Source organism: Klebsiella sp. CN_Kp097, assembly GCF_040064495.1.
Classification (GTDB): Bacteria; Pseudomonadota; Gammaproteobacteria; order Enterobacterales; family Enterobacteriaceae; genus Klebsiella; species Klebsiella aerogenes.
The window spans coordinates 51,596-73,056 of the sequence record NZ_JBEAIL010000019.1; the positions used below are offsets into that span (position 1 = coordinate 51,596).

Genomic DNA, 21,461 nt, shown 5'->3' on the forward strand with positions numbered 1-21,461 from the left:
ATGAGCAGGGGCGGCGCGCGGCGTCGCCCAGGTTTGCAGCGATCTTTGTCGATAACTTACCAACATCCCCTCGACCTTCCCCAACTTCCGGTTTATTGTGTAAATACCTGCTTTCGTAAACCTGGAGATACATCTCGTGTTTCAAAAAGTTGACGCCTACGCCGGCGACCCCATTCTCTCCTTGATGGAGCGTTTCAAAGAAGATCCGCGTAGTGACAAAGTGAACCTCAGCATCGGTCTTTACTACAACGAAGACGGCATTATTCCGCAACTACAGGCCGTGGCGGATGCCGAAGCACGACTCAATGCCCAGCCGCACGGCGCCTCGCTGTATCTGCCGATGGAAGGGCTCAATAGCTACCGCCACGCCATTGCGCCGCTGCTGTTTGGCGCCGATCATCCGGTGCTAAAACAAAACCGCGTAGCGTCAATTCAAACCCTGGGTGGCTCCGGCGCGTTGAAGGTTGGCGCCGATTTCCTTAAACGCTACTTCCCACAGTCTCGCGTATGGGTTAGCGACCCGACCTGGGAAAACCACATCGCCATATTTGAAGGGGCTGGATTCGAAGTAAGTACTTACCCATGGTTCGATGATGAGACCAACGGCGTACGTTTTGAAGCCTTCCTCGCCAAACTACAGACGCTCCCTGAGCGGGATATCGTGCTGCTGCATCCATGTTGCCACAACCCAACGGGCGCCGATCTGAGTAACGCACAGTGGGATGAAGTTGTTAAAGTGTTGAAAGCACGTAATTTAATTCCTTTCCTCGATATCGCCTATCAGGGCTTTGGCGCCGGCATGGAAGACGATGCCTACGCTATCCGCGCGATTGCCAGCGCCGGCCTGCCGATGCTGGTTAGCAACTCATTCTCCAAAATCTTCTCGTTGTACGGCGAACGCGTCGGCGGCCTGTCAATCGTCTGCGATGACGCGGAAACCGCTGGCCGCGTGCTGGGCCAGTTGAAAGCGACGGTGCGTCGTAACTACTCCAGCCCGCCTAATTTTGGCGCGCAGGTGGTGGCGGCAGTATTGAACGACCCGGCGCTGAAAGCCTCATGGCTGGCGGAAGTGGAAGCGATGCGTACCCGCATCCTGGTGATGCGTCAGACGCTGGTGGATGCGCTGAAAGAGGCCGTTCCCGGCAAAAACTTTGACTACCTGCTGAAGCAGCGCGGCATGTTTAGCTACACCGGATTGAGCGCGGCACAGGTGGAGCGTCTACGCGAAGAGTTTGGCGTTTACCTGATTGCCAGTGGCCGGATGTGCGTGGCGGGACTTAACTCGCGTAACGTCCAGCGCGTCGCTCAGGCGTTTGCTGTCGTAATGTAAGTGCTTACTTACTAACTTGCCCTCGCCAGCGTTAAGGCGAGGGTAGTATTACCTCCGAAGTGTGATCATGCTCTTTTTATATGACATCTGAGCAGAAAGTCCTTTCTATCTGTGTGGGCAGGCGTTAAGGTTTTGGGGCATTAATGCGCTCACTCATTATTAAAAATAATAACGAATCGATTATTTAGACCCAAAATAACTCAGGTTGCCGCTAAGCGGCCTGGCGCATGAGGGGCATAGGGATAAATATGCGTAAGTTAACTTTGGCCATTAGCGCCACTTGTCTGTTGTTTGCTTTAAATAGCTCCGTTGTCGCTCGCGCGTCCACTCCACAGCCCATTTGGGAAGGGACGAATGTTGCGAAACTCGCCGAACAGGCGCCGATCCATTGGGTATCGGTGGCGCAAATCGAAAATAGCCTGCTGGGTCGCGCGCCGATGGCGGTGGGTTTCGATATCGATGATACCGTGTTATTTTCCAGCCCCGGTTTCTGGCGCGGGCAAAAAACCTATTCTCCCGGCAGCGAAGCCTATCTGAAGAACCCGGAGTTCTGGGAAAAGATGAATAACGGCTGGGACGAGTTCAGTATGCCGAAAGAAGTGGGCCGCCAGCTGATCGCGATGCATATTAAGCGCGGCGACAGCATCTATTTCGTCACCGGCCGCAGCCAGACCAAAACTGAGACCGTCTCCAAAACCCTGCAGGATGATTTCCTGATCCCCGGTGCTAACATGAACCCGGTGATTTTTGCCGGCGATAAGCCCGGCCAGAACACGAAAACTCAGTGGTTACGCGAGAAGAATATCAAAGTCTTCTACGGTGACTCTGACAACGATATCTCGGCGGCCCGCGATGCCGATGCGCGAGGAATTCGCGTGCTGCGTGCGGCAAACTCCTCCTATAAACCGCTGCCGATGGCCGGGTCGCAAGGAGAAGAGGTGATTGTGAATTCAGAATATTAAGGCGTGTAAAACGCAACGCATCTGAATACGAGAAGGCAGCCGCAGGCTGTCTTTTTTTTGTACGAATTTCAGCCTTTGAGGTTTTACCTTTTCGCTTCTTGCTGCAAACTTAGAAGGATTCACACATTACAGGAGTCGTTTATGTGGCATCAGCAAACCCTGACATTAGGCCCGAAATCTCGTGGTTTCCATCTGGTAACCAATGAAATTATTGGTCAAATCCGCGAACTCTCGCATATCAAGGTTGGCCTGCTGCATCTGTTACTCCAGCATACTTCCGCTTCCCTGACGTTGAATGAGAACTGCGATCCTACGGTCCGTTTTGATATGGAACAGCATTTCCTCAATGCCGTACCAGACAACGCGCCGTATGAACACGATTATGAAGGTCCTGATGATATGCCCTCGCACATTAAATCATCGCTGCTGGGCGTTTCCCTGATGTTGCCGGTGCAGAACGGCAACGTCATGTTAGGGACCTGGCAGGGGATCTGGCTGGGGGAGCATCGTATTCACGGCGATTCGCGGCATATTGTCGCAACGCTCATGGGAGAATAAAAAATGACCATATCGGATCTACTGCAGTACTGCATGGCGAAGCCGGGCGCGGAGCAAAGTGTTCATAGCGACTGGAAAGCGACGCAAATCAAGGTCGCGGATGTGTTATTCGCCATGGTGAAAGAGGTGGAGGATAAGCGGCCGGCCGTTGCGTTAAAGACCAGCCCGGAGCTTGCCGAGCTGCTGCGCGAACAACATCGCGATGTTCGCCCCAGCAGGCATCTGAATAAAGCTCACTGGAGCACGGTTTTCCTCGATGGCTCTCTGCCAGACTCGCAGATTTACTACCTGGTGGATGCTTCCTATCAACAGGCGGTCGACCTGCTGTCGGAGGATAAGCGGAGGCAGTTGGCCTAGCTTATAGCCTGCCAGCCAGCGCCAGCAGCGTGATATCGAGCAGCCGTAACAACGTCGCCTTCAGCTGCGCCTGGCGCGCGATGCTCTGGTTGTTGGCGCGAATGCGGGCAATATCGCGCTGACCTTCCAGCAGTAGCCGTAGATCGTCTTCGGTCAGCCAGCCCTGAGCTTTTTGCTGCAATGCCTGTAGCAAAAAGATGGCGCTATCGCGTACTTCGCGCTGCTCATCGCCAAGTACTCTATTCAGTAATGGCATCCATTCGGCGCTATCAATCGCGCAAGCGGACAACAGTGCGCGAATCTCCATGGTTGTCGGCATTATTCCCTCCCTGTACGCTGACATTCGCCAGCGATAGCCTGTTGATAGAGATAAATGGTCTGCCGCGTTAAATATTGCGCTTCGGCAGGGGTAAAGGGCGCGCCCAGCATCTGGCGATGGGCGTAAACGCGTAAATAGTTACCTTCAAGTATCCTGAAATTTTCCTGGCGCAGCGCGTCGCCTTGGGCGATCGCCTGCGTGAACTGCTGGCGAATCTGTTCATCTTCCTTGTTCAATTGTTGATCGTCCTCCGTCGCTGCGGTGGCGATGAACTGCAAATGCAACTGCTTGAGTGTGAGCAATTGCTGATAGGCCGTATCGCTGTAGCGGCCAACCCATGAGCAGGCGCTTAACGTACATAGCGCGGCGGCGATAACAAATAACGGAATGAGGCGTGGTACTCGCATAGTTTTCCCGGCATCGGTGGACGATAGCGACTATCAGACGCCAGAGTGAGCGCACCGGGCAAATCACGAAGTCTCAGCGTAAAAAAATGAGATGAAATGAGATGAAATGAGGCCTCTTCCACGAAGGAAGAGGCCTGAGAGGTTACTTCAGCAAGGGCTTCAGGAAGCGCGCCGTGTGCGAGGCTTCACATTCAACAACGGTTTCCGGCGTGCCGGAAACGAGAATTTCCCCGCCGCCGCTACCGCCTTCCGGGCCGAGGTCGACAATCCAGTCGGCGGTTTTAATCACGTCGAGGTTGTGCTCAATGACCACGATGGTATTGCCCTGATCGCGTAGCTGATGCAGTACGTCCAGCAACTGCTGAATATCGGCGAAATGCAGGCCGGTAGTCGGCTCATCAAGGATATACAGCGTCTGGCCGGTTCCGCGCTTGGAGAGTTCGCGCGCCAGCTTCACGCGCTGGGCTTCACCGCCGGAGAGCGTGGTCGCCGACTGGCCGAGACGAATATAGGTCAGGCCAACATCCATCAGGGTTTGCAGCTTGCGCGCCAGCGCCGGAACGGCATCAAAGAATTCGCGCGCTTCTTCGATGGTCATATCCAGCACTTCGTGGATAGTTTTGCCTTTGTACTTAATCTCCAGCGTTTCGCGATTATAGCGTTTGCCTTTGCACTGGTCGCACGGCACGTAGATATCCGGCAGGAAGTGCATCTCAACCTTGATCACTCCGTCGCCCTGACAGGCTTCGCAGCGGCCGCCGCGGACGTTAAAACTGAAGCGGCCCGGCGTATAGCCGCGTGAACGTGATTCCGGTACTCCGGCGAACAGTTCGCGCACCGGCGTGAAGACGCCGGTATAGGTTGCCGGGTTTGAGCGTGGCGTGCGGCCAATTGGGCTCTGGTCGATATCAATGACTTTATCGAAGTGCTCCAGCCCCTGAACATCGCGATACGGCGCAGGCTCGGCAATCGTCGCGCCGTTCAACTGGCGCTGGGCGATGGGGAACAGAGTATCGTTAATCAGCGTTGATTTACCGGAACCGGAAACGCCAGTGATACAGGTAAACAGGCCGACCGGCAGCGTCAGCGTCACATCCTTGAGGTTGTTGCCGCGCGCGCCGGTGAGCTTCAGCACTTTTTCCGGATCGGCGGCGACGCGCTGTTTCGGCACTTCGATTTTGCGTTTACCGCTCATGTACTGCCCGGTGAGGGATTCCGGTACCGCCATAATGGCGTCCAGAGGCCCTTCGGCCACCACCTGGCCGCCGTGAACCCCAGCGCCGGGGCCGATGTCGATCACGTGGTCGGCGGCGCGAATAGCGTCTTCGTCATGCTCAACGACAATGACCGTGTTACCGAGGTTACGCAGGTGGATAAGCGTACCGAGCAGGCGTTCGTTATCACGCTGGTGCAGGCCGATGGAGGGCTCATCCAGCACGTACATCACGCCAACCAGCCCCGCGCCAATCTGGCTCGCCAGACGAATACGCTGCGCTTCACCGCCGGAGAGCGTTTCCGCCGAACGAGAGAGCGTCAGGTAGTTCAGACCGACGTTGACGAGGAATTTCAGACGATCGCCAATCTCTTTCAGCACTTTCTCAGCGATTTGCGCCCGCTGCCCGGACAGCTTCAGGTTGTTGAAGAAGTCCATCGCGTGGCCGATGCTCATATCGGAAATGGTCGGCAGCGGTGTGTTCTCCACAAACACGTGGCGCGCTTCGCGGCGCAGACGTGTGCCTTCGCAGCTGGCGCACGGACGGTTGCTGATGAATTTCGCCAGCTCTTCGCGCACCGCGCTGGATTCCGTCTCTTTGTAACGGCGCTCCATGTTGTGCAGCACGCCTTCAAACGGATGGCGGCGTACTGACGTGTCGCCGCGGTCGTTCATGTATTTGAATTCAATATTCTCTTTACCTGAACCGTACAGCACGACTTTCTGAACATTAGCGCTGAGGGTGCCCCAGGGCGCTTCGACATCAAACTTATAGTGATCCGCCAGCGACTTCAGCATCTGGAAATAGTAGAAGTTGCGGCGATCCCAGCCGCGGATGGCGCCGCCAGCCAGCGATAGCTCCGGATTCTGAATCACCCGATCGGGATCGAAATACTGTTGAACACCAAGGCCGTCGCAGGTCGGGCAGGCCCCTGCCGGGTTGTTGAAGGAGAACAGACGCGGCTCCAGTTCGCGCATGCTATAGCCGCAAATCGGGCAAGCGAAGTTCGCCGAGAACAGCAGTTCTTCCGCTTTACTGTCATCCATGTTGGAAACAATGGCGGTGCCGCCTGAGAGCTCCAGCGCGGTTTCGAAAGACTCCGCCAGACGCTGCGCCAGATCGTCACGTACTTTGAAGCGATCGATAACCACTTCGATCGTGTGTTTCTTTTGCAGCTCTAACTTCGGCGGATCCGAAAGATCGCAGACTTCGCCATCGATCCGCGCGCGAATGTAGCCCTGGCTGGCAAGGTTTTCCAGCGTTTTGGTGTGCTCGCCCTTACGCTCTTTAATAATGGGCGCCAGCAGCATCAGGCGCTGACCTTCCGGCTGTGAGAGCACGTTATCGACCATCTGGCTGACGGTTTGCGCGGCCAGCGGGACGTCGTGGTCCGGGCAACGCGGTTCGCCGACGCGGGCGTACAGCAGTCGCAGATAGTCGTGGATTTCAGTAATGGTGCCTACCGTCGAACGCGGGTTGTGGGAGGTCGATTTCTGTTCGATAGAAATCGCCGGCGACAGCCCTTCGATATGATCGACGTCCGGTTTCTCCATCAGAGACAGGAACTGTCGCGCATAGGCGGAGAGCGATTCGACGTAGCGACGCTGGCCTTCGGCGTACAGGGTGTCGAAAGCGAGTGAGGATTTGCCAGACCCAGAAAGCCCGGTGACGACAATGAGTTTGTCGCGCGGGATGACGAGGTTGATGTTTTTGAGATTATGGGTGCGGGCGCCCCGAACTTCGATCTTATCCATTCACCTTTCCCGGTAGGTAGATACACGGATTGCCTGGTTTGTTTGAAGGACAAACGGCAGAAACGGCTAATTATGACACAACTTAACCTGTCTGGATATACAGTATTGGAATGGCGCTGCAGTAAGAGGGTGAAAAATTGCATAGCGGCGGGATGTTTTCTGGAATTGGCTTCGTAGCTATCAAATTGCCCCTTTGTGGTGTTAGAATTCCCGGTTTACACTTATACAAAACGTATTATTCAGGAGATTCGATCATGGCCAGCAGAGGCGTAAACAAGGTGATTCTCGTCGGTAATCTGGGGCAGGACCCGGAAGTACGCTACATGCCAAGTGGCGGCGCTGTCGCCAACTTCACGCTGGCAACTTCCGAATCCTGGCGCGATAAGCAAACCGGCGAAATGAAAGAGCAGACTGAATGGCACCGCGTTGTGTTGTTCGGCAAACTAGCGGAAGTCGCTGGCGAATACCTGCGTAAAGGTTCTCAGGTTTATATCGAAGGCCAGCTGCGCACCCGTAAATGGACCGATCAGTCCGGTCAGGACAAGTACACCACTGAAATCGTGGTAAACGTCGGCGGCACCATGCAGATGCTGGGCGGCCGTCAGGGCGGCGGCGCACCGGCAGGCGGCGGCCAGCAGCAGGGCGGTTGGGGTCAGCCTCAGCAGCCGCAGGGCGGCAACCAGTTCAGCGGCGGCGCGCAGTCTCGTCCGCAGCAGCAGGCCCCGGCAGCGCCATCTAACGAACCGCCGATGGACTTCGACGACGATATCCCGTTCTAAGGTTTTCCTTATTACCTACTGCCTATGCAGTAAGCCAACAAAAAGCCCCGAGTGTTCGGGGCTTTTTCGTTTTAGGCTCTCAGGTTGCCGGGGCCGAAGCTTCAGGAGCGGTTGACGGAACTGTGTCTGGCTGCGGCTTACCCGTTCCAGGCTCGGGTAGCGGCGCGGCGGTAGCTTTTTGTTTACGGGCGATATCATCCATAATCAGCCGATAGGCAATGTAGTATTTATAGATATTGCTGACGTAGGTCACCGTCTCAGCGCCGATCTTCTCTGCTGCGAGATTCTCGACGTTGCCAAACCAGATATTCGGGTCAAATCCGCGTTTTTGGGTTTCCGTACGTAGACGCGCGATGCGTGCCGGGCCGGCATTGTAAGAAGCAAACGAAAACAGCGCCTTATCAAGCGGCGTCATCGGTTGGTCACCATAGTAATGATCGATCATCCAGCGCATATACTTAACGCCGGCATGAATGTTGGGGTCGATTTTTTTGATATCGCCAACCTTCAATTCCTTGCCGGTCGCGGGCATGACCTGCATCACGCCGATTGCGCCGACGTGGCTGCGTACCGATTGATTGAGCCGCGATTCCTGATATCCCTGGGCGGCCATCAGCAGCCAGTCGACATCATAGCGTTCGCCATATTTTCTAAAAATTTCCACCATCTGCAAAAACTTAGCGCGCTCTCTGTTGGCTGCGGCGTTTTTAACGTAGGTCGCGCTTTTCAGGTAGCGCAGCAGAATCATGTTTCCCAGGGTGCTGCCTTGACGATTATTTTTCACGAAATTATTCAGTACCGCGAGAAGCTGTGGGTTATCTTTGCGGACCGCCCAGGCGATGCTACCGCCATCCCGTAATACAATGTCGTCATGCACCTGAATTTTTGGAAACACCTGTTTCCAGAAAAGCGCCTTATGGCGATCCACTACGATCAGGGGAATCAGGCCGGCATTGAGCATTTCGAGAAGATCCTCATCTTCGAGCGCCTCTGGCGCTTCCTGCAGAATAACCGGCGGCAGCGACGCTTTAGCGAAGCGGGCGTTAAGTCTCTGCAAACTTTCGTAATAGCTGGAGGAGCGGCGGACAAACACGGTTTTACCGGAAAGCTGCTCCAGGTTTTTCACGTCGGGCGATGATGGCCCCGATACCAACAGTTCTTTGACATCGCTATAGAGCGGGGTGGTAAAGGCGACCTGCTCCTGACGCGACGACGTGATCGTGAGATTGGCGGCGGCGATATCCCCCTTGCCTTCATTTAGCGCTTTGAACAGGTTATCCCGCGTGACCGGGATGAAAACGATCCGCACTTTGAGGTGTTTCTGCTTCAGCTTCTTCTCTTTTGCGAGCTGATTATTGAGATCTTTTTCTAAAGCGATGAAAAGATCGTGGGTAGCGCCGCGTTGGGTACCTTTGTCGATAAAAAAGAATGTCTTGCTGTAAGTCGTTAGCACTCGGATCGCCCGTCGGTTGATCATGTCGGGAAGATCGCCTTTTTGCGGCTGCATGATGTGATCCATATTGATAGCCAGTTCAGTTTTATCATTTTGCAACGGCGGCGGTTTTTCCGTCGAAGATACCGGGGCTGAGACGGCAAACAGTAAGGCGAGAAGGCAGGCGGAAAGCGTCGCCAGGCGACGCTGAAAACCGAAGATGTTCATGATGCGACACTCTGCAGGGAGATGGTTATATTTTAGACAATTCATACGCTCTCCCGCGTCTTTTTCTGCTTACCTCCATTGCGTCGGTACGGCGGAAGAGGTATTACCGTTTCCGCTATAATACAAAAGAAGGAGGTACAGCCCTCCCTGTAGAATATTTTTTTATTTGTGATCGCTAATCACTTATTTAACCTGATGGACTATCAAAATGATATTTTTGTCTGTTATTTAAAATCTATTGTAAGGTTATTTATAGCCTCTGCATGGTTATGTTTTTTTAGTATTAATACATAATTCGTATAAAGCCCGGATTAGCTTACTTCATGAGTGGTATAACCGATGTGTACCAGCCTCGTTCTATATCACACTATTAATAAGCTACCTTGCAGATAACGACCAGGAGTGCTATCACTAAATTCCCCGTCACAGATTTTACTTACAAGGATGGAAGATGAAATGGACTATTCTTAACACCCTTATCTGCCCGCATACCGGCGTTGCGTTCTCGTCAATATCGGGGCTGCGGTTTCTGAAGTTTATTATCTGGTATGAAGCCGATCTTTTATTGCTTCCCGGTGAAACAATGAAACTTTTTTCCTCTAAAGTTTTAATTAATGATCAATATCATTCATTAAAAATTTATAACATTACGCGTTATGACGATAAACAGTGGGAAACGTTAAGAGAGCGGCCAATCTGCCCGTACAATTTTGAAGCCGCGGAACCAGAATCTTGTCTTTATCAATCATATTGTGCAGTTAAGCGCTGCCCAAACGAGCGTCTACGGCCGCAGTTATGCGAACAATATTAGCCGGGGGCGCGGGGAAGGTTCTCACTGTTGCTGAAAATAAAAAAGCTTCCCGTAGGAAGCTTTTTTATCAGGTCATCATCATTGGCCATTCTGGTGGCGTCTGACTCATGACTTCAACCATGACGTCTTTAATGTTGCCCCAGATTTTGGCGACATCCACCATGGTGATGCCTAACAAGCCGGTAGCAAACCAACAGGCGGCAGCGAGGCCCAGACAGCTACAAATAATCGCTAAACCGGCATAGTCGCTTTTACGTAATTGAATATTCAGCGAGCTGGCCAGGAACATCAATACTGCGCTCACCAGGGGCCAGCGCAAAAGAACGACACTGGTAGTAATGGAAGCCATTAACTTATCCTATCTCTCAATGAAAGTCGGGGGCCTTAGACAACCTGGCGCGATTATCAATTAATGAGACGCTCTGGCTATCTGGGGGCACTTCAGGGAGTGATGAAACGAAAGTTTTGTTTCATCAACTTGTGTGAACTATATCACATTTGCTGATTTATTCGCCAGACAAAAAATGACCTTTTTTGACATTTTAAAACCACAAAATAAATGTGGTTAATGTCGGGGGAATGTACGCCAGCTTGTCTGGCGTCTGTTTTTCGACGCTGCTAAGGGCTGGGCGTAGACTGCCGATAATTGTTCTACGGGTTTTGTTACTTATTACGAGTAATTGTACGGAGAAACCGAATTAGTAAGTGGCTAGTGTCTTAATTATTACGAGAATGTTTCTCGATCCATCTATAAGTAAGTATGATTCATCATTATTAGGTGTGAGGTTTTTACATAAACGTGTTCGTTGCTGAAATTCGCTGTTTTTTATAACAGTCGGTAATGCCTGGTTTTTGCCCTTATACCGTGATTGAGGCGTATCGCATGGATAAAAAGCGGAAATGAGTCGTAGCGCGCCGCATAAGGCGTTCAAAATATTCTTCACCATACTGGTGGTTGTGCTGCCGGTGGTGTTGGCGTTGTGGTTCGCGCAAATTAGAGCCCGGGAAGAAATCTCAGATAGATTGCAGTCGTTTTCGCAGCTGGCGTTGCAAAAAACGGAAATGGTCATTCATGAATCCGAGCAGGCGCGCGAAAAAGCCATGCAATTTGAAGGGGTATTATGTTCCCCGCAGCATCAGCATTACATGTTGAATATTGTCCGTGGGTTGCTGTATGTCGATGACTTGATTTACGCGAACGGTAACAAATTCATCTGTTCTACTGCAGTTCATCCCGAAGAGGGGTGGAGAATAGCCGCGGCGAATTACACCCGCCAACCCGACGTCTCTATTTACTACTACCGCGATACGCCGTTTTATCCGGGCTATGACATGAATTATATGCAGCGCGGCCATTATGCCGTGGTGGTTAATCCTCTCTCTTATAGCTCGGTCATTTCCAGTGATAGAGACTTAGCCTACGGCGTCTTCGATACCAAAACGAACATGTTTTTCTCGGTGAGTAAAAACGTTGATGCCAGGGAACTACACCGCCTTATCCGCCACGAAGACGCTTTTTTTAATCAGGATGGCCGGGTTTATACCGTCGCTCATTCCTCGATTCGGCCGATTGCGGTCATCATGTCCACCTCGCGCGCCAGCTATTATGCCAGCCTGTACGATCAGGTCACCTTGACCCTGCCGTTAGGGATCATCTGCAGCATATTGATTCTGATGGTATGGTCGCGCAGCCGTCAGCAGTATCATTCACCGCGTAATAAGCTCTTGCGGGCGTTAAGCCACCGCCAGCTATGTCTGCATTATCAACCCATTATCGACATTAAGAATAATCGCTGCGTCGGCGCCGAGGCGCTGCTACGCTGGCCGGGATTTGATGGTCCGGTTATGAGTCCGGCGGAGTTTATTCCATTGGCGGAAAACTCAGGCATGATTGCTCAGGTCACAGATTACGTAGTTGACGAGTTGTTCAACGATCTTGGCGAATATTTGTCCCGACACCCGCAGCTCTATATCGCGATTAATCTTTCGGCCTCGGATTTCCACTCCGCGAGGTTGATTGCGCAGATCACTGAGAAAGCGCGCAGCTATGCAGTTTGCGTGAAGCAAATCAAAATTGAAGTCACCGAAAGGGGGTTTATCGATGTGCCGAAAACCACGCCGGTGATCCAGGCTTTCCGCGAAGCGGGCTATGAGATAGCTATTGATGATTTCGGTACCGGTTATTCCAACCTGCACAACCTCTATTCGCTCAACGTCGATATTCTGAAGATTGATAAATCTTTTATCGATACGCTGACGACTAATAGCACCAGCCACCTGATTGCCGAGCATATCATCGACATGGCGCGTAGCCTGCGTTTAAAAACCATCGCTGAAGGGGTAGAAACGCTGGATCAGGTGGATTGGTTGCTTAAGCGCGGCGTGCAGTTTTGTCAGGGTTGGCATTTTGCCAGGGCAATGCCGCCACAGGAGTTTATCCAGTGGCTGGCGAAATCCCCGATCTTACTGCGTCCGCCGCACGACGGTCGTCAGGCGGAAATCTGATGACGGTAGTCGCTGGGAGTGCGATCGAACTCCCGGCGGAACACCCGTGAGAACGTCTGTTGCGAGACGTATCCCAAATCCATCGCAATATCAAAAATAGGGCGTTGCGTGGTCCTTAGCGCCTCAGCGGCGAGCAGTAGCCGGCGCTGGCGAATGTAATCACCCAGCGTTTGGTGGGTGACGGTACGGAACATCCGCTGCAGATACCATTTCGAGTATCCCGATTTTTTAGCGACTACATCAATGTTAAGTGGTTGATCGATATGTTCATCAATCCATTCAATAAGCGTTTGGATAATATCCTGATGGGACATAAAGCGGCCTCTCTCAATTCTCGATTCGTCGTTTTGTCTGCTGGCGAGTATAATTCCTCAAGTTAACTTGAGGTAAAGCGCTTTTATGGAAAAGAAACCAACCCGTATCAAAATGCTGCTCTCCCCTGGGGAAGTGGCGAAACGAACCGGCGTCGCCGTCTCGGCGCTGCACTTTTATGAAAGCAAAGGGCTTATCCGCAGCCAGCGCAACGCGGGCAATCAGCGGCGATATCGCCGCGATGTGCTGCGTGCGGTCGCTATCATCAAGATTGCGCAACGTATTGGTATTCCGCTGGCGACCATCGGCGAGGCATTCGGCGTCCTGCCGGAAGGGCATAATCTGAGCGCCAAAGAGTGGAAACAGCTGTCGTCGCAATGGCGGGAGGAGCTGGACCGGCGTATTCACACTCTGACCGCGTTGCGCGACCAGCTCGACGGCTGCATCGGTTGCGGCTGTTTATCGCGCCGCGATTGTCCGTTACGCAACCCTGGAGATAAGTTGGGTGAAGAGGGGACCGGCGCACGCCTGCTGGAAGAGGATTAATGGTGATGCCTGCAAAAAACTAAAGCGCCACAACAGGGCGCTTTAGTTGTTTTCCGGTCTTTGTCTTTCGCATTATCCCGCTGGCTCACGGGAGGGTTTCCCCCGACGTCGACTCCCCTCAGGTATTGCGCAATGTGTTGAAGGAGGTTCCGGATTGCGTCGACAATGTAATTGTGGCACAGCCTGCTGATTTTGCCTGTTGACGTTGCCGAAATTTTTCCGTCATTGGCCGCCTGTTTCTATAGTTAATTTGAACGAACAACAGGAGAGCGCCATGTTGACGGTCCATCACCTCAACCAATCCCGCTCGCAGCGCGTGCTGTGGGCGTTGGAAGAACTGCAATTGTCCTATCAGGTAGTCTGCTACCAGCGTGAAAAAAACATGCAGGCGCCAGCGGAACTGAAAAAAATTCACCCGTTGGGTAAATCGCCGGTGCTTGAGGATCAAGGCGTGGTGCTGGCGGAGTCCGGCGCGATTCTGGAATATCTGCAGGAGACCTACGATAGCGCCCAGCAGCTCAGACCGCTGGGGCGGGAAGAGAAACTGCAATATCGTTTCTGGCTCCATTATGCCGAGGGATCGTTAATGCCTTTGTTGTTGATGAAGCTTATCTTCGCCAGCCTCGGCAAGCCGCCGGTGCCGCTTGGCATGCGCACGCTGGGCGGGGCGTTGGGCAAAGGGGTGCAAAAAGCGTGGCTGGACAAACAGCTGGCGACCCACGCGGCGTATATAGAACAGCATCTGGCCCGTCAGCCGTGGTTTGCCGGCAGTGCGTTGAGTATGGCGGATATCCAGATGAGCTTCCCGGTGATGGCGTTACTGGCGCGCGGCGGTGTTGGAGACTTGCCGCATACACGGCGCTGGCAGCAGCAGGTTGAGTCACGTCCGGCATGGATTAGCGCTATTGAGCGCGGCGGGCCGTTTACCCTACCTGGCGGTTAATGCGCCTGAAAGCGGATTAAAACATATAAAAATGTTAATGCTTTGCGCATTGACGATAACGTTTGCGCATCGTTTGTCTATTTCCTGAGCTTTGGCGGCGAAATTTGGCAAAATACGACAAACTTCAGTTGAAAAGGGCCGTCTAAAGACAGGATAATCGTTTGCCTTTTTACTTTGCTCGTTTTTTCCCCTGCCTACAGGGGGAGCAAAGACATTCCATATACCGCATTGTATGCGCGGAGTTAAACGTTTGCTTTTTCTCAGCCTCCCTCCTGGCGCCGGGAAACAGCACAAGGAGATGGCGTTTAACTGGCAGTGGACGGTCCATCACGCATACACGCGAACGATCAAAATTTTCAGGGGAAGTTTTCTATGTCTACGCCTTCAGCGCGTACCGGCGGTTCTTTAGACGCCTGGTTTAAAATTTCAGCTCGCGGCAGTTCCGTACGTCAGGAAATCGTTGCCGGGTTAACGACCTTCCTGGCGATGGTGTACTCGGTCATTGTGGTGCCGGGAATGCTGGGGAAAGCGGGTTTTCCGCCGGCAGCGGTGTTCGTGTCGACCTGCCTGGTGGCGGGCGTCGGTTCATTAGTCATGGGCCTGTGGGCCAACCTGCCGCTGGCTATCGGCTGCGCGATTTCGCTGACCGCGTTTACCGCTTTTAGCCTGGTGCTGGGGCAGCACATCAGCATTCCAGTAGCATTAGGCGCCGTTTTCCTGATGGGGGTATTGTTCACCATTATCTCCGCTACCGGTATTCGTAGCTGGATCCTGCGCAACCTGCCGCAGGGCGTGGCGCACGGCACCGGCATCGGTATCGGCCTGTTCCTGCTGCTGATTGCCGCCAACGGCGTCGGCCTGGTGATTAAAAACCCGCTGGACGGCCTGCCGGTTGCGCTGGGCAACTTCGACAGTTTCCCGGTGATGATGTCGCTGATTGGCCTGGCGGTCATTATCGGTCTGGAAAAACTGAAAGTGCCGGGCGGCATTCTGCTGACCATCATCGGGGTATCAATTATCGGGCTGATTTTCGATCCGAACGTCCACTTCTCCGGGATTTTCGCCATGCCGTCGCTGAGCGATGACAAAGGCAATTCGCTTATTGGCAGCCTTGATATCATCGGCGCGCTGAACCCGGTGGTGTTACCAAGCGTACTGGCGCTGGTCATGACCGCAGTATTCGATGCCACCGGCACCATTCGCGCGGTGGCCGGCCAGGCTAATCTGCTGGATAAAGACGGGCAGATCATCAACGGCGGTAAAGCGCTGACTACCGACTCCCTGAGCAGCGTGTTCTCCGGCGTGGTGGGCGCGGCTCCTGCGGCGGTGTATATCGAATCGGCGGCCGGTACGGCGGCGGGCGGTAAAACCGGCCTGACGGCCGTCACCGTTGGCGTGCTGTTCCTGCTGATCCTGTTCCTTTCTCCGCTCTCCTATCTGGTGCCGGCCTACGCGACCGCGCCAGCGCTGATGTACGTTGGCCTGCTGATGCTGAGCAACGTGGCGAAAATCGACTTCAATGACTTCGTTGATGCGATGGCGGGGCTGATTACCGCGGTGTTCATCGTGCTGACCTGCAACATCGTGACCGGCATCATGATCGGTTTCGCATCGTTGGTGATTGGCCGCGTGGTATCCGGCGAGTGGCGTAAACTCAATGCGGGCACCGTGATCATCGCGGCGGCGCTGGTTATCTTCTATGCCGGCGGCTGGGCGATTTAACTTTTCCTGCTAACGACGGGCGGCTTTGGCCGCCCGTTTAATTTTTAAGCCACATCCTGTTTCCTTTTGCGTTAATCTGAGTAGCGTATCATTTCGAGACATGACGCCTCAGATGTAAAAAAAGAAAACGCAGCAAACAGGGAACACATGGAAATATTCTTCACCATACTCATCATGACCCTTGTGGTCTCACTCTCCGGGGTGGTTACACGCGTACTGCCCTTTCAGGTTCCACTACCGTTAATGCAAATCGCCATCGGCGCGCTGTTAGCCTGGCCAACCTTTGGTTTGCACGTCGAGTTCGACCCTGAACTCTTCCTCGTTCTGTTTATTCCGCCGCTGCTATTTGCCGATGGCTGGAAAACGCCGACCCGCGAATTTATCGAGCACGGGCGGGAAATCTTCGGCCTGGCGCTGGCTCTGGTGGTGGTTACCGTGGTTGGTATCGGCTTCCTGATTTACTGGATTGTGCCGGGGATCCCGCTGGTTCCGGCGTTCGCCCTTGCGGCGGTGCTGTCGCCGACCGATGCCGTGGCGCTGTCCGGTATTGTCGGCGAAGGGCGGATACCGAAGAAAATCATGGGCATCCTGCAGGGCGAAGCGCTGATGAACGACGCCTCTGGCCTGGTGTCGTTAAAATTTGCCGTTGCCGTGGCGATGGGGACGATGGTGTTCACCATTGGCGGCGCAACCGTTGAGTTCCTGAAGGTGGCGATTGGCGGCATCCTGGCCGGTTTTGTGGTCAGTTGGTTGTATGGCCGCTCAATGCGTTTCCTCAGCCGCTGGGGCGGCGATGAACCGGCAACGCAAATTGTGCTGCTGTTCCTGCTGCCGTTCGCTTCCTACCTGATTGCCGAACATATCGGTTTCTCCGGGATCCTGGCGGCGGTGGCCGCGGGTATGACCATCACCCGTTCCGGGGTGATGCGTACCGCGCCGCTGGCTATGCGCCTGCGCGCCAACAGTACCTGGGCCATGCTGGAGTTCGTGTTTAACGGCATGGTGTTCCTGCTGTTGGGCCTGCAACTGCCGGATATCCTGTCGAGCTCGCTGGTAGCGGCGGAAGCCGATCCGAACGTTGAAACCTGGATGCTGTTCACCGATATCGTGCTGATTTACGCCGCGCTGATGCTGGTGCGTTTCGGCTGGCTGTGGACGATGCGTAAGCTTAGCCAGCGCTTCCTGAAGAAGAAACCGATGGAGTTTGGCTCCTGGACCACCCGCGAGCTGCTGATCTCCTCCGTCGCCGGGGTGCGCGGGGCGATTACCCTCGCCGGTGTGCTATCGATTCCGCTACTGCTGCCGGACGGCAACGTCTTCCCGGCGCGTTACGAGCTTATTTTCCTTGCCGCCGGGGTGATTCTTTTCTCCCTGTTTGTCGGGGTGATCGCGTTGCCGATTCTGCTGCGGCGTATTGAGTCCACCGACCACGTACAGCAGCGCAAAGAAGAGCGTCTGGCGCGCGCCGCGACGGCGGATGTGGCGATTGTCGCGATTCAGAAAATGGAAGAACGCCTGGCGGCGGATACCAAAGAGAATATCGACAACCAACTGCTGACCGAGGTGAGTTCGCGTGTCATCGGTAATTTGCGTCGCCGCGTAGATGGGCGTAACGATGTCGAAACCTCGATGCTGGAAGAGAGCCTTGAGCGCCGTTTCCGTCTGGCGGCGCTGCGTTCGGAACGCGGCGAGCTGTACCACCTGCGCGCGACGCGGCAAATCAGCAACGAGACGTTGCAGAAACTGCTGCACGATCTCGACCTGTTAGAAGCGCTGTTAATCGAAGATCAGTAACCTTCGCCCCGGTAAGCGCGACGCTTATCGGGACTACTCGCGGTGCCGTTTTTTGTCGGGTAGCGGCTAACGCCTTACCCGACCTTCGGTCCTACGGTCCGTGCGGCCTGCCTTTAATTTATTCACTATGCTGGCTGAAACTGCCGGTACCAATGGCCTCAAAATCCCCCGGTGGCGCTGCCGCTTACCGGGGCTACAGCGCTGTGCGATTTGGTAGCCCGGAGAAGGCGCAATGCGCCGCCTCCGGGAAAAATCCTTAAAAAGTTGCCAACCGATAACAGTATCGACAGTCTATATGTAGCCCCGGTAAGCGTTAGCGCGACCGGGGAGTTACTCCAGCCAAAACGACTTACTGCACTCCAGCCACGCCTGGGCGCTGCGCGACATATACACTCCTTCCCGCCAGATCATCCCTAATTCCCAACGTAATTCGCTCTCCAGCGGGATCCAGTAAAAATCCTCAGCGTCAAGACGCTGGCAAATCGGCTCCGGCAAAATCGCCACGCCAATGCCTGCCTGCACCATCGCCGCCAGAAAATCCCACTGGCCGCTGCGCACGGCGATACGCGGCTTCACGTCATGCTCGGCAAACAGGCGCATCAGTTGCTGGCTGAGGGCGAAATCTTCGTTGTAGATAACCAACGGATGCTGCGCCAGCTTTTGCGGCGAGATCGAGGTGATACCCTGCCACTGCGCCGTCTTCGGTACGAGGACGCAGAGCGGATGGCTGAAGAGCGATAGCGTGGTCAGAGCGCTGGCCTCATCGACCGGTAGCGCGGTCATCGCCAGATCGAGTTCGCCGTTGCTAACCGCCTGCTGCACCGTCAACCCGCCGAACTCGGAAATTTTCAGCTCCACGCCGGGATAACGCAGGCGAAAGCGGCTGATGGGCTCGGCCATCAACATGCCGACCATCGGCGGGATCCCCAGGCGCAGCACGCCTTTATTTAGATGGTTGATGTCGCTGAGCTCGGCTTTTAACTGGCTGAATTCGCCGAGTATCGCCTGCCCGCGTTCGAACACTACCCGGCCGGTATCGGTTAACAACAGCTTACGGCCATCACGGATAAGCAGGGTGCAATTGAGCTCGTCTTCCAGATTTTTGAGCATCTTGCTGATGGTGGGCTGCGTGACGAAGAGCTTCTCCGCCGCGCGGGTAAAGCTTTGCTGGCGGACGACTTCGACAAAATACCGCAACGTACGTATATCCATGATTATTCCCTGAGACTATACCTGTGATGATTTTAATTCATTTCTGTCCGCAAGGGCGGCTCTCTATACTGCACCCCTGACTTATTTTTAGGGAATTCCGCTCATGGCCTTCGCGCCAGCACGTGTTGCGCCTTTCGTGATGCAACGTCTTCAGGTACCGGTTCAGGTACTGCTCTATGCCGGGTTGTTTGTCTGCGCTGAATATCTGGTTAATTGGCTACATCTCCCGCTTCCTGCCAATCTTGTCGGCATGTTGATGCTGCTGATGCTTATCGTCTGCCGGGTGATACCGCTAAACTGGGTGCGTGCAGGCGCGCGCTGGCTACTGGCGGAGATGCTGCTGTTTTTCGTCCCGGCGGTGGTTGCTGTCGTTAACTATGCGCAACTGCTGATGATAGACGGCTGGCGCATCTTCCTCGTCATCGGGCTAAGCACCACCATGGTACTGGGCGCCACGGCCTGGGTAGTGGATAAGGTCTATCGCTATGAAGTGAGCAGGTTGAAAGATGAGTGATTTTACCCTGAGCGTGCTGTGCCTGGCGGTCACCCTCGGGCTCTATTTCGCCAATAAACGCCTCTATCGCCGCTTCCACAAACTGCCGTTGATGCCGCTGGTGCTCACACCGGTACTGTTGGTGCTGATCCTCGTCTTTGGTCATATTTCCTACCAGAGCTATATGGGCGAGTCGCACTGGCTATTGTGGTTATTGGGGCCGGCCACCATCGCCTTCGCCGTACCGGTCTATGACAACATAGCGATTATTAAGCGTCACTGGATGTCGTTGACCGCCGGTGTCGTGACGGCTTCGGTGGTGGCGGTGACCACTTCCGTCTGGCTCGCGCGTCTATTTACTCTTTCTGATGAGATCCAGCGAAGCCTGGCGGTACGCTCGGTGACCACTCCGTTTGCGCTGGCGGCAGCGAAACCGCTCGGCGGCCAACCGGATCTGGTGGCGTTATTTGTGGTGGTTACCGGAGTCTTTGGCATGGCGATTGGCGACGTGCTGTTCTTACGCCTGTCGATCAGCGCCGGAATGGCGAAAGGGGCTGGGTTCGGCGCAGCATCGCACGGCGCCGGGACTGCCCGCTCCTACGAACTCGGCCAGCAGGAGGGCGTGGTCGCCAGCCTGGTAATGATGCTCTCCGGCGTGGTAATGGTTCTGGCGGCGCCGCTAGTACGCTGGGCAATATTTTAATATTCAGCAGTTTTACCTCAAAGTGCAGCAGGTAAGGCTGCTGATATTAGAATGATTTAAGAAACTACGTATATATAAGACGTTTGGCTTAATTGATATTTAAAGTGTTTAGGCTTTATTCCGAATCCATCAAAATGCATTAACTTTCTTTATGGCTGAAAGTGTATCTAATTGGTTGATGTTTATGGTTTTATATTGTGTGATGACAGGTGATGAATCTCAGCTAATAAGTGATGTTAGCTCTTCTTATTGAAAAATATTTTCTGCACGATATTCTTTTTACGTGGGCTATTATTATTGAATGGATTCTATGAGTGACCACGTAGTGAAATATACCCTAAATAATTCGAGTTGCAGGAAAGCCAACGCACATGCAACTTGAAGTATGACGGGTATAAATTGATCTTATCATTATTTGCATGACGCATTTGTAATGCGAATATTGAATTCCATTCTCTAATATACCTGCATGAAGCAATTGACGGATTGATTGTCATTTAAAATGGATATGGGAATTCATATGAAAATTAGTAAGAAATATGCGTTAAGCGCGCTGGCAATTTCTGCCTCCTGCATGCTGTCGACTTTTACACAAGCTGCATCGAATACTATTACTTTCAACGGTACCGTTTCTGATACCACCTGTACCGCAACAATTGATGGTGGAGTGACATCTATCGAAATGGGTACCACTTCAGTAGCGGACTTGAAAGCGAATACCTTTGGTGCGGCGAAGAATTTTTCATTTTCACTCGCTAACTGTCCTGCTACTGAAGAAGGGGGCAACGCTGTCGCCCGCATCACCTTCGGTGGCGAGGCAGATGCTGCGAACAGTGATTACTTCAAAAACCAGGCCACGAGTTCTGCTGCTTCCGGCGTTGCGGTCGCCATTTTTGATAACGAGGGTAATCTGCTGAAAAATAACGAAGAAGGTGCCGATGTCGATATTTCATCCGGGGCAGCGACTATTCCCTTTACTGTGAAAATGGTCAAGTCAGGCGCTTCTGATCCTACGAAAGGTACGGTAAATACGACAGTTACCTATAACGTGACTTACTATTAATTTATTTTATACGGAGA

At 53.6% G+C, this 21,461-nt stretch carries 21 protein-coding genes; 14 read left to right on the forward strand and 7 right to left on the reverse strand.

From position 1 onward, the window contains the following. Positions 1-136 precede the first annotated feature (136 nt). The 4 genes from tyrB to ABLV07_RS16610 all read left to right on the forward strand — a co-directional run bounded on the left by tyrB (position 137) and on the right by ABLV07_RS16610 (position 3,207). On the forward strand, positions 137-1,330 hold the full coding sequence (tyrB, locus tag ABLV07_RS16595; RefSeq protein ID WP_110916348.1) for an aromatic amino acid transaminase: 1,194 nt from the start codon (positions 137-139) through the stop codon (positions 1,328-1,330). Between the two features lie 248 nt (positions 1,331-1,578). Next, entirely contained in the window at positions 1,579-2,292 is a 714-nt protein-coding gene (gene aphA / locus ABLV07_RS16600; RefSeq protein ID WP_015368752.1) for an acid phosphatase AphA, read from the forward strand. A 141-nt stretch (positions 2,293-2,433) separates the two neighbouring features. Next, entirely contained in the window at positions 2,434-2,850 is a 417-nt protein-coding gene (locus ABLV07_RS16605; RefSeq protein ID WP_171824964.1) for a secondary thiamine-phosphate synthase enzyme YjbQ, read from the forward strand. A gap of 3 nt (positions 2,851-2,853) precedes the next feature. After that, complete coding sequence (locus tag ABLV07_RS16610) at positions 2,854-3,207, forward strand: MmcQ/YjbR family DNA-binding protein (RefSeq protein ID WP_020079872.1); 354 nt, start codon at positions 2,854-2,856, stop codon at positions 3,205-3,207. A gap of 1 nt (position 3,208) precedes the next feature. Here the strand turns inward: ABLV07_RS16610 and ABLV07_RS16615 are convergent, their stop codons facing one another. The 3 genes from ABLV07_RS16615 to uvrA all read right to left on the reverse strand — a co-directional run bounded on the left by ABLV07_RS16615 (position 3,209) and on the right by uvrA (position 6,901). Further along, entirely contained in the window at positions 3,209-3,526 is a 318-nt protein-coding gene (locus ABLV07_RS16615) for a hypothetical protein (protein WP_058674352.1), read from the reverse strand. Then, complete coding sequence (locus ABLV07_RS16620) at positions 3,526-3,933, reverse strand: hypothetical protein (protein ID WP_126338554.1); 408 nt, start codon at positions 3,931-3,933, stop codon at positions 3,526-3,528. Before ABLV07_RS16620 ends, ABLV07_RS16615 begins: the two co-directional genes overlap by 1 nt. Before the next feature lie 142 nt (positions 3,934-4,075). Further along, positions 4,076-6,901 (reverse strand): excinuclease ABC subunit UvrA, encoded by a 2,826-nt coding sequence (gene uvrA / locus ABLV07_RS16625; RefSeq protein WP_047075914.1) that lies wholly within the window; start codon positions 6,899-6,901, stop codon positions 4,076-4,078. A 254-nt stretch (positions 6,902-7,155) separates the two neighbouring features. Between uvrA and ssb1 the strand changes: the two genes are divergently transcribed. After that, positions 7,156-7,680: a single-stranded DNA-binding protein SSB1 gene (gene ssb1 / locus ABLV07_RS16630; RefSeq protein ID WP_015368746.1), complete on the forward strand. Its 525-nt coding sequence runs from the start codon at positions 7,156-7,158 to the stop codon at positions 7,678-7,680. A 79-nt stretch (positions 7,681-7,759) separates the two neighbouring features. Here ssb1 and ABLV07_RS16635 read toward each other — a convergent pair whose 3' ends face one another. After that, positions 7,760-9,340: a lytic transglycosylase F gene (locus ABLV07_RS16635; RefSeq protein WP_049034647.1), complete on the reverse strand. Its 1,581-nt coding sequence runs from the start codon at positions 9,338-9,340 to the stop codon at positions 7,760-7,762. A gap of 451 nt (positions 9,341-9,791) precedes the next feature. Between ABLV07_RS16635 and iraM the strand changes: the two genes are divergently transcribed. Next, the gene (gene iraM, locus ABLV07_RS16640) at positions 9,792-10,151 is read left to right on the forward strand and encodes an anti-adapter protein IraM (RefSeq protein WP_015704054.1); all 360 of its coding nucleotides are present in this window, start codon (positions 9,792-9,794) and stop codon (positions 10,149-10,151) included. 67 nt (positions 10,152-10,218) lie between these two features. Here the strand turns inward: iraM and ABLV07_RS16645 are convergent, their stop codons facing one another. Next, positions 10,219-10,500: a YjcB family protein gene (locus tag ABLV07_RS16645; protein WP_015704055.1), complete on the reverse strand. Its 282-nt coding sequence runs from the start codon at positions 10,498-10,500 to the stop codon at positions 10,219-10,221. Positions 10,501-11,051: 551 nt separating this feature from the next. Here ABLV07_RS16645 and ABLV07_RS16650 point away from each other — a divergent pair. After that, positions 11,052-12,656, forward strand: coding sequence for an EAL domain-containing protein (locus ABLV07_RS16650; protein ID WP_042894962.1), 1,605 nt, complete (start codon positions 11,052-11,054; stop codon positions 12,654-12,656). Here ABLV07_RS16650 and soxS read toward each other — a convergent pair. Continuing rightward, the gene (gene soxS, locus ABLV07_RS16655; protein WP_015368734.1) at positions 12,641-12,970 is read right to left on the reverse strand and encodes a superoxide response transcriptional regulator SoxS; all 330 of its coding nucleotides are present in this window, start codon (positions 12,968-12,970) and stop codon (positions 12,641-12,643) included. The two genes, ABLV07_RS16650 and soxS, sit on opposite strands and share 16 nt — an antisense overlap. A gap of 85 nt (positions 12,971-13,055) precedes the next feature. Between soxS and soxR the strand changes: the two genes are divergently transcribed. From soxR to ABLV07_RS16675, 4 genes are all read left to right on the forward strand, one after another. After that, entirely contained in the window at positions 13,056-13,514 is a 459-nt protein-coding gene (gene soxR, locus ABLV07_RS16660; RefSeq protein ID WP_015368733.1) for a redox-sensitive transcriptional activator SoxR, read from the forward strand. A gap of 274 nt (positions 13,515-13,788) precedes the next feature. Then, on the forward strand, positions 13,789-14,457 hold the full coding sequence (locus tag ABLV07_RS16665; RefSeq protein ID WP_015368732.1) for a glutathione S-transferase: 669 nt from the start codon (positions 13,789-13,791) through the stop codon (positions 14,455-14,457). A 372-nt stretch (positions 14,458-14,829) separates the two neighbouring features. Then, positions 14,830-16,179, forward strand: coding sequence for an NCS2 family permease (locus ABLV07_RS16670; protein WP_015368730.1), 1,350 nt, complete (start codon positions 14,830-14,832; stop codon positions 16,177-16,179). A gap of 147 nt (positions 16,180-16,326) precedes the next feature. Next, positions 16,327-17,973, forward strand: a complete 1,647-nt coding sequence (locus ABLV07_RS16675; protein WP_015368729.1) for a Na+/H+ antiporter — start codon at positions 16,327-16,329, stop codon at positions 17,971-17,973. Positions 17,974-18,303: 330 nt separating this feature from the next. On the opposite strand, the gene ABLV07_RS16680 is transcribed toward ABLV07_RS16675, so the two are convergent. Continuing rightward, entirely contained in the window at positions 18,304-19,185 is an 882-nt protein-coding gene (locus tag ABLV07_RS16680) for a LysR family transcriptional regulator (RefSeq protein WP_015368728.1), read from the reverse strand. A gap of 103 nt (positions 19,186-19,288) precedes the next feature. Here ABLV07_RS16680 and ABLV07_RS16685 point away from each other — a divergent pair, with 103 nt between their 5' ends. The 3 genes from ABLV07_RS16685 (at position 19,289) to ABLV07_RS16695 (ending at position 21,444) form a co-directional block, all read left to right on the forward strand. Then, positions 19,289-19,699 carry a CidA/LrgA family protein gene (locus tag ABLV07_RS16685; protein ID WP_015368727.1) on the forward strand — a complete coding sequence of 137 codons (411 nt, stop codon included), beginning with the start codon at positions 19,289-19,291 and terminating at the stop codon, positions 19,697-19,699. Further along, positions 19,692-20,381, forward strand: a complete 690-nt coding sequence (locus ABLV07_RS16690; RefSeq protein ID WP_015368726.1) for an LrgB family protein — start codon at positions 19,692-19,694, stop codon at positions 20,379-20,381. The genes ABLV07_RS16685 and ABLV07_RS16690 overlap by 8 nt, the downstream gene beginning before the upstream one ends. 502 nt (positions 20,382-20,883) lie before the next feature. Continuing rightward, positions 20,884-21,444, forward strand: coding sequence for a fimbrial protein (locus ABLV07_RS16695; RefSeq protein ID WP_162619017.1), 561 nt, complete (start codon positions 20,884-20,886; stop codon positions 21,442-21,444). Positions 21,445-21,461 lie beyond the last annotated feature (17 nt).